Source organism: Collimonas arenae (assembly GCF_000786695.1).
Taxonomy (GTDB): Bacteria; Pseudomonadota; Gammaproteobacteria; order Burkholderiales; family Burkholderiaceae_D; genus Collimonas; species Collimonas arenae_A.
Genome location: NZ_CP009962.1, coordinates 3,832,706 through 3,845,975, shown reverse-complemented (window position 1 = coordinate 3,845,975; position 13,270 = coordinate 3,832,706). Strand labels below are relative to the sequence as shown.

15 protein-coding genes and 1 pseudogene are annotated in these 13,270 nt (G+C 52.8%); 13 read left to right on the top strand and 3 right to left on the bottom strand.

Features of this window, described 5'->3' with window-relative positions; genetic code table 11:
- Nucleotides 1–38: 38 nt before the first annotated feature.
- The gene (locus LT85_RS16865) at nucleotides 39–1,820 is read right to left on the bottom strand and encodes a tetratricopeptide repeat protein (RefSeq protein WP_052135275.1); all 1,782 of its coding nucleotides are present in this window, start codon (nucleotides 1,818–1,820) and stop codon (nucleotides 39–41) included.
- 183 nt (nucleotides 1,821–2,003) lie between these two features.
- Between LT85_RS16865 and LT85_RS16860 the strand changes: the two genes are divergently transcribed.
- Both LT85_RS16860 and LT85_RS16855 read left to right on the top strand, forming a co-directional pair.
- Nucleotides 2,004–2,468, top strand: a complete 465-nt coding sequence (locus LT85_RS16860) for an NfeD family protein (protein WP_038491020.1) — start codon at nucleotides 2,004–2,006, stop codon at nucleotides 2,466–2,468.
- 53 nt (nucleotides 2,469–2,521) lie between these two features.
- Entirely contained in the window at nucleotides 2,522–3,439 is a 918-nt protein-coding gene (locus LT85_RS16855) for an SPFH domain-containing protein (RefSeq protein ID WP_038491017.1), read from the top strand.
- 156 nt (nucleotides 3,440–3,595) lie between these two features.
- On the opposite strand, the gene smpB is transcribed toward LT85_RS16855, so the two are convergent.
- Nucleotides 3,596–4,045: an SsrA-binding protein SmpB gene (smpB, locus tag LT85_RS16850; protein WP_038491015.1), complete on the bottom strand. Its 450-nt coding sequence runs from the start codon at nucleotides 4,043–4,045 to the stop codon at nucleotides 3,596–3,598.
- Nucleotides 4,046–4,112: 67 nt separating this feature from the next.
- Between smpB and LT85_RS16845 the strand changes: the two genes are divergently transcribed.
- Nucleotides 4,113–4,553, top strand: a complete 441-nt coding sequence (locus LT85_RS16845) for a type II toxin-antitoxin system RatA family toxin (protein WP_038491012.1) — start codon at nucleotides 4,113–4,115, stop codon at nucleotides 4,551–4,553.
- Nucleotides 4,546–4,872, top strand: coding sequence for an RnfH family protein (locus LT85_RS16840; protein ID WP_052135548.1), 327 nt, complete (start codon nucleotides 4,546–4,548; stop codon nucleotides 4,870–4,872). Before LT85_RS16845 ends, LT85_RS16840 begins: the two co-directional genes overlap by 8 nt.
- A 43-nt stretch (nucleotides 4,873–4,915) precedes the next feature.
- Here LT85_RS16840 and LT85_RS16835 read toward each other — a convergent pair whose 3' ends face one another.
- On the bottom strand, nucleotides 4,916–5,443 hold the full coding sequence (locus LT85_RS16835; protein WP_038491009.1) for a DUF4124 domain-containing protein: 528 nt from the start codon (nucleotides 5,441–5,443) through the stop codon (nucleotides 4,916–4,918).
- 195 nt (nucleotides 5,444–5,638) lie between these two features.
- On the opposite strand from LT85_RS16835, the gene guaB reads away from it, so the two are divergent.
- The 9 genes and pseudogenes from guaB to LT85_RS16795 all read left to right on the top strand — a co-directional run bounded on the left by guaB (nucleotide 5,639) and on the right by LT85_RS16795 (nucleotide 13,110).
- Entirely contained in the window at nucleotides 5,639–7,099 is a 1,461-nt protein-coding gene (gene guaB / locus LT85_RS16830; RefSeq protein ID WP_038491005.1) for an IMP dehydrogenase, read from the top strand.
- Between the two features lie 107 nt (nucleotides 7,100–7,206).
- Nucleotides 7,207–8,787, top strand: coding sequence for a glutamine-hydrolyzing GMP synthase (gene guaA, locus LT85_RS16825; RefSeq protein ID WP_038491002.1), 1,581 nt, complete (start codon nucleotides 7,207–7,209; stop codon nucleotides 8,785–8,787).
- 305 nt (nucleotides 8,788–9,092) lie between these two features.
- Nucleotides 9,093–9,422, top strand: a pseudogene (locus tag LT85_RS16820) (Arm DNA-binding domain-containing protein); the annotation flags it as partial.
- Nucleotides 9,423–9,760: 338 nt separating this feature from the next.
- Nucleotides 9,761–10,351: a restriction endonuclease gene (locus LT85_RS16815; protein WP_172656995.1), complete on the top strand. Its 591-nt coding sequence runs from the start codon at nucleotides 9,761–9,763 to the stop codon at nucleotides 10,349–10,351.
- A gap of 142 nt (nucleotides 10,352–10,493) precedes the next feature.
- Nucleotides 10,494–10,814 (top strand): hypothetical protein, encoded by a 321-nt coding sequence (locus tag LT85_RS16810; protein WP_038490995.1) that lies wholly within the window; start codon nucleotides 10,494–10,496, stop codon nucleotides 10,812–10,814.
- A gap of 73 nt (nucleotides 10,815–10,887) precedes the next feature.
- Nucleotides 10,888–11,319, top strand: coding sequence for a hypothetical protein (locus LT85_RS16805; RefSeq protein ID WP_038490993.1), 432 nt, complete (start codon nucleotides 10,888–10,890; stop codon nucleotides 11,317–11,319).
- 89 nt (nucleotides 11,320–11,408) lie between these two features.
- Complete coding sequence (locus LT85_RS16800) at nucleotides 11,409–11,954, top strand: imm11 family protein (protein ID WP_038490990.1); 546 nt, start codon at nucleotides 11,409–11,411, stop codon at nucleotides 11,952–11,954.
- A gap of 141 nt (nucleotides 11,955–12,095) precedes the next feature.
- Nucleotides 12,096–12,569, top strand: coding sequence for a hypothetical protein (locus LT85_RS26690; RefSeq protein ID WP_156117565.1), 474 nt, complete (start codon nucleotides 12,096–12,098; stop codon nucleotides 12,567–12,569).
- A 112-nt stretch (nucleotides 12,570–12,681) separates the two neighbouring features.
- A complete protein-coding gene (locus LT85_RS16795; protein ID WP_038490987.1) occupies nucleotides 12,682–13,110 on the top strand; it encodes a hypothetical protein in 429 nt (142 codons plus the stop codon).
- The last annotated feature ends 160 nt before the right edge of the window (nucleotides 13,111–13,270 follow it).

The following is a 13,270-nucleotide window of genomic DNA, read 5'->3' as shown; positions in this document are numbered from 1 at the left end:
TTTGTTGGAGCTGGATGGAAAATTGCCAAGTAATTATTTCATCTTGGATTGATTCCAGGCAGAGAATCGAGAAAACCATCCAATGCTTCGGTGACCCGCGTAATGACACCTTCCCAGTTCCCGACCTCATCCTGCCTGAACAGTCTGGCACTCGGATACCAAGGGCTGTCTTCACGATCCAGCAGCCAGCGCCAGTCCGGCGCCCACGGCAAGAGAATCCAGACCGGCACGCCGAGGGCGCCGCTCAGGTGCGCGATGGAGGTGTCTACACTGATCACCAGGTCAAGATTGGCGACGATGGCGGCGGTATCGTCAAAGCCGTCGATGTCGGTAGCCGGCAGCCGCAGGCTTGGGGTTTGCTGCAGGAATGCGAGGTCGCTTTCCCTGACTTCTTTCTGGATGAGGAAAAAATCGGCAATGCCGGATTGCAGTATCGGAGCGAAATCCTGTAACGGCATGGAGCGTCTTTGATCGTTGGTATTGCCTGGATTCCCGGAGCAAACCAGGCCGACTTTCAATTTGCCGTTGGTGAAATCCTGCCTGCTTTTCCAGTTTTCTTTCTTCCGGCTATCTGCGCTGAGATAGGCTGGCTTGGCCGGGATAGTTGCGAGATCGGTTTTGAAGACCAGCGGCAGACTCATCAATGGTGTCTGGTAGTCGACTTCCGGTACATGCTCGCCGATGGCGATGACCTGGAAATTTCCCATGGTCTGAGCGATGTTTTTCAGGGCGGGATCGACTTCAAGAATGACCTTGGCTCCCAGTGCGGCGACGAGCGAGGCATAGCGGCAAAACTGGATGGTGTCGCCCAAGCCCTGTTCCGACCACAGCAAAATCCGCTTGCCGCTGATCGCCAGCTGTCCCAGCCACAGCGGTATCTGCGTATGGCGCGGATGGTCGGCATTCCCTTTTTTCCAGCGGTATTCGTAACTTAGCCAGCCAGCCTCGAATTGCCCCAGCACCAGTTGCGATAGCGACTGGTTAGAGAGTACGTCGGCGTAGCCGCTTTGAATGCTGAGCGCACGGCTGTAGCTAACGAGCGCCTGCTCATGGCGCTTCATGCGACTCAGGGTCAGGCCGTGATCGCCCCAGGCTTCGGCGTTGTCCGGCGCCTGCGACAGTCCTATTTCATGGTCGCTCAACGCTTCTGCATAGCGCCCCAGTTTGTGCAGGATCACAGCACGGTCCAGGCGGTATGCCGCGTTGTCCGGCGCCAGGGTTATGGCACGGTCAGCGCAAACCAGTGCATCCGGATAGCGTTCCAATTTATCCAGCGCCAGGCTTTTCTTGTACCAACCGTCTGCCATGGATGGTTGCAGCGCAAGCGCCCTTGAGCAGCAAACCAGTGCGTCTTCATAGTGCTGCAACTGGTACCACACAGCGCCCTTATGAGCCCAGCCTTCAGCGTAATCCGGCCATTGCGCCAGCGCCTGGTCGAGGCAATCCAAGGCCTCTTGATAGCGCAGCAGATTGACCAAAGCCGCTGTCTTGGCCAGCAAGATTTCCGGCTTGACATAGCCTAGGGAAAGGATGCGCTCATAAGCACCCAGAGCTGCTTCGAACTGGCCTGACTCGAATTGCGCCCGGGCCAGTTTGTAGTGCAGCGAGACATTGTCCGGGGCCACCGCCAAGGCGCGCTGGAACAGGTCAATCGCCTGCGGACGCTGGCCGGTGGCGGTGCAAATCACGCCGAGGATATGCAAAGCGTCAAAGTTCGCCGGCTGGCTTTGCAGAATGTTTTTCAGGGAACGTTCGGCATGTGCGACGTTTCCATTTTGAAAATCCTTATACGCCTGTTGAATGAGATTGATCGTGTTCATGTTTGTCGACTGAAAGCGGTTCGGCTGAAGTGTTCTGCCGATGAGCGAGATCGGAGCATAGCATTTCGTTAAATGGATGGCAGTTTTTGCCGCTGCAAATCCGCTTAAGATTAATCCCAAGTAATTACGTGTTTATTTATCAATTGGATTACACTATGCGTTCTACATAACGGAAAGCGACATATGGCTGGATGGGTGATGTGGATGTTGGCGGCAGGCGTGCTGATCGTGGCGGAGCTGGCCACTACCACCTTGTATCTTTTGATGGTGGCGATTGGCCTGGCGGTCGGCGGCGTCGCCGCGCTGATCGGCCTGGATGTGGAGTGGCAGCTGTTGACCGCTGCCGCGGTGGCCTTGGTGGCCACATACTTGTTGCGGCGGAGCCGGTTCGGCAAGCGGCCTCGCGTCAAGGCTGAGCGGGATCCCAACGTCAACCTGGATATCGGTCAATCCATCACTATCGACCAGTGGCAGCATGATGCCGCTACCGATGGCACCGGCGGCGAGTTTACCGCGCGCGTCAAATATCGCGGCGCGATGTGGGATGTCCAACTGGCGCCGACAGCGACTGCCCAGGCCGGCACGTTTTTTGTCCAGGAAGTACGCGGTAGCCGGCTGATTGTCGGCAATAGCCCGAATCTGCACTAAAACGCCTTTCGCCTCCGGCGAGCGACCCTGTTCTCAATTCAAAAGGAAAAATCATGTTTGGAAGCGTCTCGTTAATCTTGCTGGTGATCGTCGTAATATTTATCGCCAAGACGATCAAAGTGGTGCCGCAGCAGCACGCATGGGTGGTCGAACGTTTGGGTAAATATCATGCGACGCTTGGGCCAGGGTTGAATATTGTGGTGCCGTTCGTCGACCGCGTCGCCTACAAGCATGTGCTGAAGGAAATCCCGCTGGACGTGCCGCCGCAGGTTTGCATCACGCGCGACAATACGCAATTGCAGGTAGATGGCATCTTGTATTTCCAGATTACCGACGCGATGCGCGCTTCCTACGGTTCCTCCAACTACATCGCCGCCATTACCCAACTGGCGCAAACCACCTTGCGTTCGGTGATCGGTAAGATGGAGCTGGACAAGACATTTGAAGAGCGTGATCACATCAACACCACCATCGTCAGCGCCATCGACGAATCTGCCGCTAACTGGGGCGTCAAGGTGCTGCGCTATGAAATCAAGGACCTGACGCCGCCGAAGGAAATTCTGCACTCGATGCAGGCGCAGATTACTGCGGAACGTGAAAAGCGGGCGCTGATTGCCGCATCCGAAGGGCGCAAGCAAGAGCAGATCAATATCGCCACCGGTGAGCGCGAAGCCTCGATCGCCAAATCGGAAGGCGAAAAGCAGGCGTCCATCAACCGCGCTCAGGGTCAGGCCGCCGCGATCCTGTCGATTGCCGAGGCCAGCGCGGAAGCGATCCGCAAGACGGCTGCTGCGATCCAGTCGCCGGGTGGCTCCGATGCGGTGAACCTGAAGGTGGCAGAGCAGTACGTGGCGGCCTTCGGACAATTGGCAAAGACTAACAACTCGATCATCGTGCCGGCCAATTTGGGCGACATGAGCGGCTTGATTGCCACCGCCATGCAAGTTGTGAAGTCTCAGACCAAGTCTTAAACACCGCATAAAAAGACGACGCCCCGGCAAAATCAAATTTGCCGGGGCGTTTTTTTATCGAGGAAAAACACGAAAATTTTCAAAGAACGCGTTTCGTCCTTTGTTTTTTGTCTCATTGACGTTCACGGGCAGAGTCTTCGCGGTCCTTGGCGTTGTCTAGCGCCGGTGTTGCTTCATCGCCGCCTGGACTTCGCGTTCGCCATCGCGCTGGCGTTCAGTATCGCGCTTGTCATGCTGCTTTTTACCCTTGGCCAGGCCGATTTCACATTTGATGCGGCCGCGCAGATAGTGCAGGTTGATCGGCACCAGCGTATAGCCGGAACGCTCGACCTTGATGATCAGTTTCCTGATTTCTTCCGCATGCAGCAAGAGCTTGCGGGTGCGCACAGCTTCCGGGTGGACATGGCTGGAAGCGCTGAGGAGGGCGCTAATGTGGGCGCCGAACAGAAAGATTTCACCATTTCGGACAATGACGTAGGACTCTTTCAAATTGGCGCGGCCGGCGCGGATGGCTTTTACTTCCCAGCCATGCAGTTCCATGCCCGCCTCGAAACGTTCTTCAATGAAGTAATCGTGGAAGACTTTTTTGTTGTCAATAATGCTCATGTAGTAGGAAAATCGCGCAGGTCGGTTAAAATTTCAAGTTGTGATTCTATCAAACGGTTGATATTCAATGGCAGTAGTGCATAAAACGGTTCTTTTGGGGTACAGCGCAGAGCAGATGTTTGCGCTGGTCGATCGGGTGGAAGACTACCCGCAATTCCTGCCGTGGTGCGGCGGGGTGGATGTGCATGAACGCGACGCCGGCAAACTGGTGGCGACGCTCAACATACATTACCACGGTATCAAGCAATCGTTTACTACTGAAAACAGCAACACGCCGCCAAGCGCGATGCAAATGCGCCTGGTCGAAGGACCGTTCAAGCAGCTTGACGGCAACTGGAGTTTCAAGGCGCTGCGGGCTGATGCCTGCAAAATCGAATTCGACCTGCATTACGAATTTTCCAGCCGTATCTTGGAAAAGCTGATTGGTCCGGTATTCGGCATGATTGCTAATAGCTTCGTCGATTCCTTCTGTAAGCGTGCCGATGCTGTGTATGGCCATCATGAATGAAGATGTGATTTGCACCAATGCCAGCGCAGGGGGCGAGCAGTTGATCCGTATACAGGTGTGTTATGCGACATCGGCAATCCAGGCGCTGAAAACGTTGTCGGTTCCAGTCGGGACCTTGCTGCATGATGGCATCAAGCTCAGCGGTCTGCTGGAGGAGATGCGTGAAATCGATCTTAGTTGCTGGCGTGTCGGTATCTACGGCAAGTTGAAGACCTTGGATACCGTGCTGCGCGATCAGGACCGGATCGAAATCTATCGGCCGCTGATCGCAGATCCGATGGAGTCAAGGCGCAAACGCGCTGATAAAAAAGCCCGCTGAAACAGCGGGCTTTTTTGTTGTGATTTGCTGCTTTTCTTCTGCTTTATTGACAGTCGTTCAGCACTTGCCGGTTATCTGCATTTTGCTTTGCGCGCTGATCATCGTTCATGTAGGAACGCTGACCGTTGGCGTCGGTCTGGGCAATACGAGTGCCGGAATCCAGCGTACGCTGATTGGCCCGCGCACGGGCGCAGTTCTCCGCCTTGTCTGAAGCCAGCTTGGCTTCCTGAGCTGCTTTCTTGTTTTTTTCAGCCTGCTCGGCCTTGCGTTTTTGATATGCCGCGTCCTGCTCTGCGATTGTCGGGGGGGCTGCCTGGGCCGGCGCGGCTTTAGCGTCTTGCGCGCCGTCAGTCGCGCTATCGCTTGCTTCGGCGACGCCGCGCGGCAAACTCTGACCTGGCGTCTTGAGGATGCGTTTGGTTGGCACCGAGGCAGGCGGCGGCATGTCCGAATACTGTTTCACTCCCTTTTCGTCCAGCCACACAAATTGCGCCAATGCAGAGGTTGCTAGACTCAGCAAGACCAAAGTCGCGGCGGTGGAGAAAACGTGTTTCAGGCGAGTTGCATTCATTGCTATTCCTTGGGGCAGTAAGCGGATTGGTGTTTGTTGAATCGAAGCGCAGATTTCGCCATGATTCGTAAAGCGTGTCAATCAAACGGTAGTGCTTTGTGGAAATATTTTATCTGATGGGACGTAAAATCATGCGGCGTTAGGCGACTTGCACGGATTTCTGTATAATTCGCTTTTGCGCCTATAGGAAAAACTATGCGTCTACTTCAAAAAGCACTCACATTCGATGACGTGCTGTTGGTCCCAGCTTATTCGGACATCCTTCCGAAAGACACCACCCTCAAAACACGTCTGTCCCGCAATATCGATATCAACATTCCGTTGTTGTCGGCTGCGATGGATACCGTGACTGAAGCGCGCCTGGCTATCGCCATGGCGCAAGAGGGCGGCATCGGCATTATTCATAAGAACCTGACCGCGCAAGAACAGGCGCGTGAAGTCTCGCGGGTTAAGCGTTTCGAATCCGGCGTAGTGCGTGATCCGATCACGATCCCACCCAACATGCGCATCCGTGAAGTGATGGCATTGTCGGAATTGCATGGCATCAGTGGCTTCCCCGTGGTCGAAGGCAATCGCCTGGTCGGCATCATCACCAACCGCGATCTGCGCTTTGAAGAAGAGCTGGACGCGGAAGTCAGCGCCAAGATGACCCCACGCGACAAGCTGGTCTACGTCAAGGACGGCGCCGACTTGTCGGAAGCCAAACGCTTGATGAACAAGCATCGGCTGGAGCGTGTGATGGTGGTCAACGATGCGTTCGAACTGCGCGGCCTGATCACGGTCAAGGATATCCAGAAATCGACTTCTCACCCGCTGGCTTCGAAGGACAGCCAAGGCAAGCTGCGCGTAGGCGCCGCGGTCGGCGTCGGCGCTGATAACGAAGAGCGCATCGAGCTGCTGGTGAAGGCTGGCGTTGACGTTATCGTGGTTGATACGGCACACGGTCATTCCAAAGGCGTGCTGGACCGCGTCAAGTGGGTCAAGCAGAACTTCCCGCAAGTTGAAGTCATCGGCGGCAACATCGCTACCGCAGCTGCCGCCAAGGCGCTGGCAGACCATGGCGCGGATGGCGTCAAGGTAGGTATCGGTCCTGGTTCGATCTGCACCACGCGGATCGTGGCTGGCGTCGGTGTACCGCAGATTTCTGCCATCTCCAATGTGGCGCAAGCGCTCAAGGGCACAGGCATTCCATGTATCGCCGACGGCGGTATCCGCTTCTCGGGAGACATCGCCAAGGCGCTGGCCGCTGGCGCTTCGACCGTAATGATGGGCAGCATGTTTGCCGGTACAGAAGAAGCACCAGGCGAAGTGATCCTGTTCCAGGGGCGCAGCTACAAGTCGTATCGCGGCATGGGCAGCCTTGGTGCGATGTCGGACGGTTCCGCTGACCGCTACTTCCAGGATTCTGCCAACAAGGCCGACAAGTTCGTTCCTGAAGGTATTGAAGGCCGCGTACCTTACAAGGGCAGTGTCTTGACGATCTTGTATCAACTGATCGGCGGCGTGCGTTCTTCCATGGGTTACTGCGGTTGCGCGACCATCGACGAATTACGGGAAAAAGCTGAATTCGTGGAAATCACCTCCGCGGGTATGCGCGAGTCGCATGTCCATGACGTCCAGATTACCAAGGAAGCACCTAACTATCGTACCGACTGATAGGGTTTGATTCTGTCACAGGAACGCGCCACCGATGGTCATGCTATCGGTGGCGCGCGCACTTTAAGATTCTTTTTTTTTGCTAAATCAGCTACCAGGCGTCCATCATGCACTCAAAAATCCTCATTCTCGATTTCGGTTCCCAGGTTACCCAACTGATCGCACGGCGCGTGCGCGACGCTGGGGTGTTTTCCGAGGTTTATCCCTACGATGTGTCCGATGAATTCATCCGCGGCTACGGCGCTTCCGGCGTGATCCTGTCGGGCGGCCCGAACAGCGTTACCGACGGCGACACCCCGCGTGCGCCGCAAGCAGTGTTTGAACTAGGCGTGCCGGTATTCGGCATCTGCTACGGCATGCAAACCATGGCCGAGCAACTGGGCGGCAAGGTCGAGATGGGCAAGGTACGCGAATTCGGCTACGCAGAAGTGCGCGCCCGTGGCCATACTGCATTGCTGAAAGATATCAGCGATTTCGTGACGCCGGATTCGCATTCCATGCTGAAGGTCTGGATGAGCCATGGCGACAAGGTCAACCACATGCCGCCAGGCTTCAAGCTGATGGCATCGACGCCGAATTGCCCGATTGCCGGCATGGCTGATGAAGAGCGCCGGTTTTATGCAGTGCAATTCCATCCGGAAGTTACCCATACCGTCAAGGGCGAAGCGATCCTGAGCCGTTTCGTGCTCGATATCTGCGGCTGCAAACCTGACTGGAACATGCCGGATTACATCGCTGAAGCCGTGGAATCCATCCGCAAGCAGGTCGGTAGCGACGAAGTGATCCTGGGGCTATCCGGCGGCGTTGACAGCAGCGTTGCCGCAGCCCTGATCCATCGCGCCATCGGTGACCAGCTGACCTGCGTATTCGTCGACCACGGCCTGTTGCGTCTCGATGAAGGCAAGATGGTCATGGAGATGTTCGCAGAGAATCTTGGCGTCAAGGTGATCCATGTCGACGCTTCGGCACAGTTCATGGGGCACCTGGCAGGTGTCACCGATCCCGAAGCCAAGCGCAAGATCATCGGTCGCGAATTCGTCGAAGTATTCCAGGTCGAATCCGCCAAGCTGAAGAATGCTAAATGGCTGGCGCAAGGGACCATCTACCCGGACGTTATCGAAAGCGCAGGCAAAGGCAAGAACGCCGCGCACACCATCAAGAGCCATCACAACGTCGGTGGTTTGCCGGAAACCCTGAATCTGCAATTGCTGGAGCCGCTGCGCGAACTGTTCAAGGATGAAGTGCGAAAGCTGGGCGTAGCGCTTGGCCTGCCGCATTCGATGGTGTATCGCCACCCGTTCCCGGGCCCAGGCCTGGGTGTGCGCATCCTCGGCGAAGTCAAGAAAGAATTCGCCGACCTGCTGCGCCGCGCTGACGCCATCTTCATCGAAGAGCTGCGCAATACCAAGGACGACGCCGACGAATCCTGGTACGACAAGACCAGCCAGGCATTTGCGGTTTTCCTGCCGGTAAAGTCAGTCGGCGTGATGGGCGACGGCCGCACCTATGAATACGTGGTGGCCTTGCGTGCAGTACAGACGCAGGATTTCATGACAGCACATTGGGCGCATCTGCCGCATGAACTGCTGGGACGTGTGTCGAACAGGATCATTAATGAAGTGCGCGGGATTAATCGGGTGGTTTACGATATCTCGGGCAAGCCGCCTGCGACTATTGAGTGGGAATGAAAATACGTCTAGCACTCGCAAGTATACGAAAGTAGAAAATGCCTCAAAGCCCGCGTAAATGCGGGCTTTTTTGCTTTTTTTCTCCGCATTGATTGGCAGGCCGATGTATACCCAAGTACTTATTCCAGATGGCATTTGTGATGGTATTATCCACGCCGATGCCATGAGGGCCACCCAATACCATGCCATGATTTTTTTGCTTTTATGGTATTAAAAATATCTAGATCATTGATTTGAAAGAGATATTTGGCAGAAAATGCGGGTGTGTAAATCATGGTATTTCTAACTAAAAAAGGAAGAAAGCCATGTTGACCGATACCAAGCTGCGCAACTTAAAAGCAGGTGAGAAGCTTTTCAAAGTAAACGACCGTGACGGCCTCTACGTAGCAGTTACTCCAGCAGGATCGATCTCCTTCCGTTACAACTACTCGATCAATGGTAGGCAGGAGACCCTGACGTTTGGGCGCTATGGCTTGGGTGGTATTTCGCTTGCGGAAGCCCGGGAGCAGCTGGGTGAAGCCAAGAAGATGATCGCCGCCGGGAAGTCGCCAGCCAAAGAAAAGGCGCGAGACAAAGCACGAGTGAAAGGCGTGGAGACATTCGGCGCCTGGGCCGACAAATGGTTACGTGGCTACCCGATATTCCGGCGACATGCTTAGGTTGCACCGAAAAATCGGCTAATTTCAACCGCCTGCAACGAACGGCTAGGGCGCAGTTACTTGCTCTTATAACTTGCGTTGGCGCCTTCGGCTGGTTGCTGTACAAAATGCCGACTACCGCTGATGCCGCGAACGTCGCAACGGTATTGCCGGAGAATAGATGCTATTTTGAGGGAAAGATTTATTCAATCGGAAGCACGGTAAAAAATCTCTCCGGAACAGTTCAAGAATGTTTGCCCGCGACTAATCAAACACCGGCGGTGTGGTCGGCAAAGCGATCTCGATAAAAGTACAACCGAAGAAGGGGAATATTGTTGACGACACCTGCGGAATCAGATTCATATTTGCGGTTCGAAGTACTTGTGGGCAAATTGCTTGTGGCAAACGGCTATGCAAATCACGCGCATGTCGCAGCTCAACTGGGCGTTGATTTTGTCGTCGAGCTAGATCGCGTTTCGGCGCGCTGGGCAACCGAAGTTAAATTTTATCGGACTGCACGCGCTCAAATTTCGTTGATCGAATCTGCCGCCGCTAATCTCCATAAGAAGGTAAGAGTTGCGCCCGGTTTACGCGGTATGTTGATAGTGTCGTCGAATTTGCCTCCGCCTCTTAGCCGCACTCTTGAAGTGAAATATGGGATCACGATTGTTGACCGCCATATTCTGTTCTTGTGGGCGGTAAGGTTACCCGAAGTCTTCGATGAACTAAACGCAATATTGGAGGAAGTACGATCGATCGATGACGATAGCGATCAGGCCGAGGGCGCTAACGCCATCGAACGCAAGCTAGAAATAATATCCACAGTTGAGAGCGTTGAACCGCCCCCAGTTAACACGGAGGGGACTGATTTAGTTACAGAACTTCGAGCGCTGAAATCAGGCCAGAACAACCTGGCGGAAATATGAACTGCTATGTGACCGAATTCTGCGATATCTCTTTTCGAAAAGTCTTCAGGGTTGGCACTCGCAGAAGTCCACTGACGACGGACTGAATCGTTATGATTATGTGTGCCGAATCCTGCCAGCTGCCGATTTTTGGATTTTTCTAATGGATCACTTGCATAGTCGCTATATTTTGTTTGAATTCAAAAACTACAGAGAGAAGATCAAGCAAGGTCAAATACTGACGACTGAGAAATACCTGCTTGAGAAAGGTCTGCGCAAGGTCGCTATAGTCCTTTCACGTCGCGGTGCGGACGAGAACGCCTTCAAGATGACCCAAGGCGCTATGCGAGAGAGTGGCAAACTCATTCTTGTTCTGGATGACGATCAAGTGTGCAATTTGCTGGAAAGCAGGCAACGTGGGGACGATCCATCTGATCTGCTATTTGACATGGCTGACAAATTTCTACTTGGACTGCCACGATGAACTCTTAATTAATCAAGTATCGCTACGACGCGAGGTGTTATAACTGCTCATTTCAACGTCAAGGCAATCAACAATGAATGTAGAAAATTGGAAATCCGAGATGAGAGCGGTTGTTTGTGCGAAGCTGCATGCCGAACGCGACAGATTTGGTGACCGACAGCTGCTGAGATTTGATGTAGGAATTTTCCCTTGGCATGGATGGATTGAGCTTTCTCTTTTGTTCACCGAAGAGGCGCATCTTCTCAACGACGTCGCGACTTGGCCATACTACAACTTCTCAGAGCAACAAGAAGGAAAGTGGCCGCAGGTAGATGCTCTTTGCAAAGAAATGGCTGAAACTTGGAGCGCCAATTTTTTAAACTCAGAAACTTTTTTCATTGCAGTGGCTGACGTTATTCGGTCTGACGAAGTGCAAAATGCTATTGCATCCTTCAAACGTGATGAAGGATTTTGTGTGACGTTATTAAATCCAGACAACGCGAAATCACCGAACTATTATATTTAGCTTCAGATTTTTGGTGTCGGTATCGACTTAGCACTCAAGATAAGTAATACGTCACGCAGATAGATTAAAAAAAAATGGGATATCAGTGAATGGCCAGTGTGATGAAAATTTTCAGCATCGTACCCGAGAACGGATATGAGTTATGTCATCCAATAGAACAAGATGGATTTGAAAATTTCAATGCAAAGATAAATGGCATGCGTCGCGCAGCTGACTGGCAGCCAATTGCAGTAAAAATTATTCAAGAAGACGAAGATGTAAAGCTCTTAACCTCAGACGCCCCTTGGCTCGGGTCGCACGCTCTGATTCTGAGAGAAAATGCGGTAATTGCGTTACGACCGCTATTGATGGAGTTCGGAGAGCTGTTGCCCCTTACATGCGATAAAGCTGACTTGGTGGTGTTCAACCCGACAAGCGTTCTTAACGCAGTTGATGAGGACGCGTCATCCATAACGCGGTTTAGCAATGGGCGAATCATGCATATCAGCCGATACGCATTTTTTCCAGAAGTTGTTTACGGCGCTGATATTTTCAAGATTTCCAATTTGAGAGTGAGCCCTACATTCGTGAGTCAACGATTCGTAGCGCAATGGAAGTCAAGTCACCTAAGGGGTCTTGAGTTCAGAGAGGTCTAGTTTTCTGCACACAGAAAAGCACTAAAACCAATGGCCATCAACTTATGTGCATTCGCTAATTCTGTAGCGAGCGCGAAGCTCGGGATCAGGTATTTCAATGTAGGCCCATAAGCACGCTATATAAATAACGATCGGATCCACATGAATCAAATATTATTTCCGTTATTTGCAGCCATATTTTTGGTCGTTACTCCTGTCGCAGAAGCTCACCATCCATGCTTGCGCTTAAACTGCAAGGATCTACAAGAATGCAAAGAGACCGCCGAATGGATTGTTGACGCGACTGTAGTCGACATCACGCATACAGGAGGCCAGGAAGAATGTGAGACTGGTCCAAATGCCCCGATGTGCGGTTATGTCGAAAATCCGGAAATTTTGACTCTTTCTAACGTGCAAATCATCAAAGGTAAATTCGACCTTGGGCAGAACGGCGAAGCCTCAGTTTCGCGTAAAGATTCGTGTGTTTCCGGCGCATTAATGTCGATGAATGACAAACCTGAACTGGGAACTCAGGGTGAAAGAATTCGTTTTTATGGGAGTAACTTAAACCGACCTCCGTTCATACATCCTGGCTATTTCTTTGTCGAATCTATCGAGAGTCGTCATGCACCTTAGAGCTGTTAGCGGCGAAATGCAGGCATTCGCTTGTGTAGTGAATTTTATTTTTTAGCAAATCTCTTTTTTTAACTCACACTAATTCATTTTCTTTTTACTGCGGAAAAGGCTCATGAAATCGTCCCGTTTTGCAGTCGTCGGAGCTTTGCTGCTGTTCACCATTTGCCAAGCTAACGCAACGTCACAACCCGACTGCTCTGGTACCTCTCTTGCAGAAGTTCGCTCACTCGATGCGTTGCCCAATGAGATAAATACATTTCTTCATCACGATAGATACATTGAAATAGCTAGTCGCGGCGAATCGTTCAATGCGGGCGATGTCGGTGGGGGACCACATCGCCGCTTCGCAATCGCGGGCCTAAATGCAAACTGTGCAATTGTTGCCATTGAGCGTGGTGGGTGGGGATATTCCGTTGAGATCTTTGTTTTCGAGCATAAAAATACGGGGTGGCAGGGAAGGCGCGATGGTGTAATGGGCGCGGCGCCGGAAACGTTAGAAGATTTGGCGGCGCATAGGGCAAATGGCGTTGCGTACTACTGATATTTCCTTTCACGAGAAAGTTTTTGGCACGCTAAAATCAGAAACGGGAGATTTCTGCTCCCTAACCGCTTAGTAAGGATAGATGTCGATTTCAAAATTTTGGTGAAACGAATTATTATGGGCATAAAATTAGCGCCGAAGGATGAGGAACTTTACCGCA

Bases quoted from the DNA above. Each gene is read 5' to 3' on its own strand.
- LT85_RS16865 (WP_052135275.1), bottom strand. From the start codon at position 1,820: ATGAACACGATCAATCTCATTCAACAGGCGTATAAGGATTTTCAAAAT.
- LT85_RS16860 (WP_038491020.1), top strand. From the start codon at position 2,004: ATGGCTGGATGGGTGATGTGGATGTTGGCGGCAGGCGTGCTGATCGTG.
- LT85_RS16855 (WP_038491017.1), top strand. From the start codon at position 2,522: ATGTTTGGAAGCGTCTCGTTAATCTTGCTGGTGATCGTCGTAATATTT.
- smpB (WP_038491015.1), bottom strand. From the start codon at position 4,045: ATGAGCATTATTGACAACAAAAAAGTCTTCCACGATTACTTCATTGAA.
- LT85_RS16845 (WP_038491012.1), top strand. From the start codon at position 4,113: ATGGCAGTAGTGCATAAAACGGTTCTTTTGGGGTACAGCGCAGAGCAG.
- LT85_RS16840 (WP_052135548.1), top strand. From the start codon at position 4,546: ATGAATGAAGATGTGATTTGCACCAATGCCAGCGCAGGGGGCGAGCAG.
- LT85_RS16835 (WP_038491009.1), bottom strand. From the start codon at position 5,443: ATGAATGCAACTCGCCTGAAACACGTTTTCTCCACCGCCGCGACTTTG.
- guaB (WP_038491005.1), top strand. From the start codon at position 5,639: ATGCGTCTACTTCAAAAAGCACTCACATTCGATGACGTGCTGTTGGTC.
- guaA (WP_038491002.1), top strand. From the start codon at position 7,207: ATGCACTCAAAAATCCTCATTCTCGATTTCGGTTCCCAGGTTACCCAA.
- LT85_RS16810 (WP_038490995.1), top strand. From the start codon at position 10,494: ATGGATCACTTGCATAGTCGCTATATTTTGTTTGAATTCAAAAACTAC.
- LT85_RS16805 (WP_038490993.1), top strand. From the start codon at position 10,888: ATGAATGTAGAAAATTGGAAATCCGAGATGAGAGCGGTTGTTTGTGCG.
- LT85_RS16800 (WP_038490990.1), top strand. From the start codon at position 11,409: ATGGCCAGTGTGATGAAAATTTTCAGCATCGTACCCGAGAACGGATAT.
- LT85_RS26690 (WP_156117565.1), top strand. From the start codon at position 12,096: ATGAATCAAATATTATTTCCGTTATTTGCAGCCATATTTTTGGTCGTT.
- LT85_RS16795 (WP_038490987.1), top strand. From the start codon at position 12,682: ATGAAATCGTCCCGTTTTGCAGTCGTCGGAGCTTTGCTGCTGTTCACC.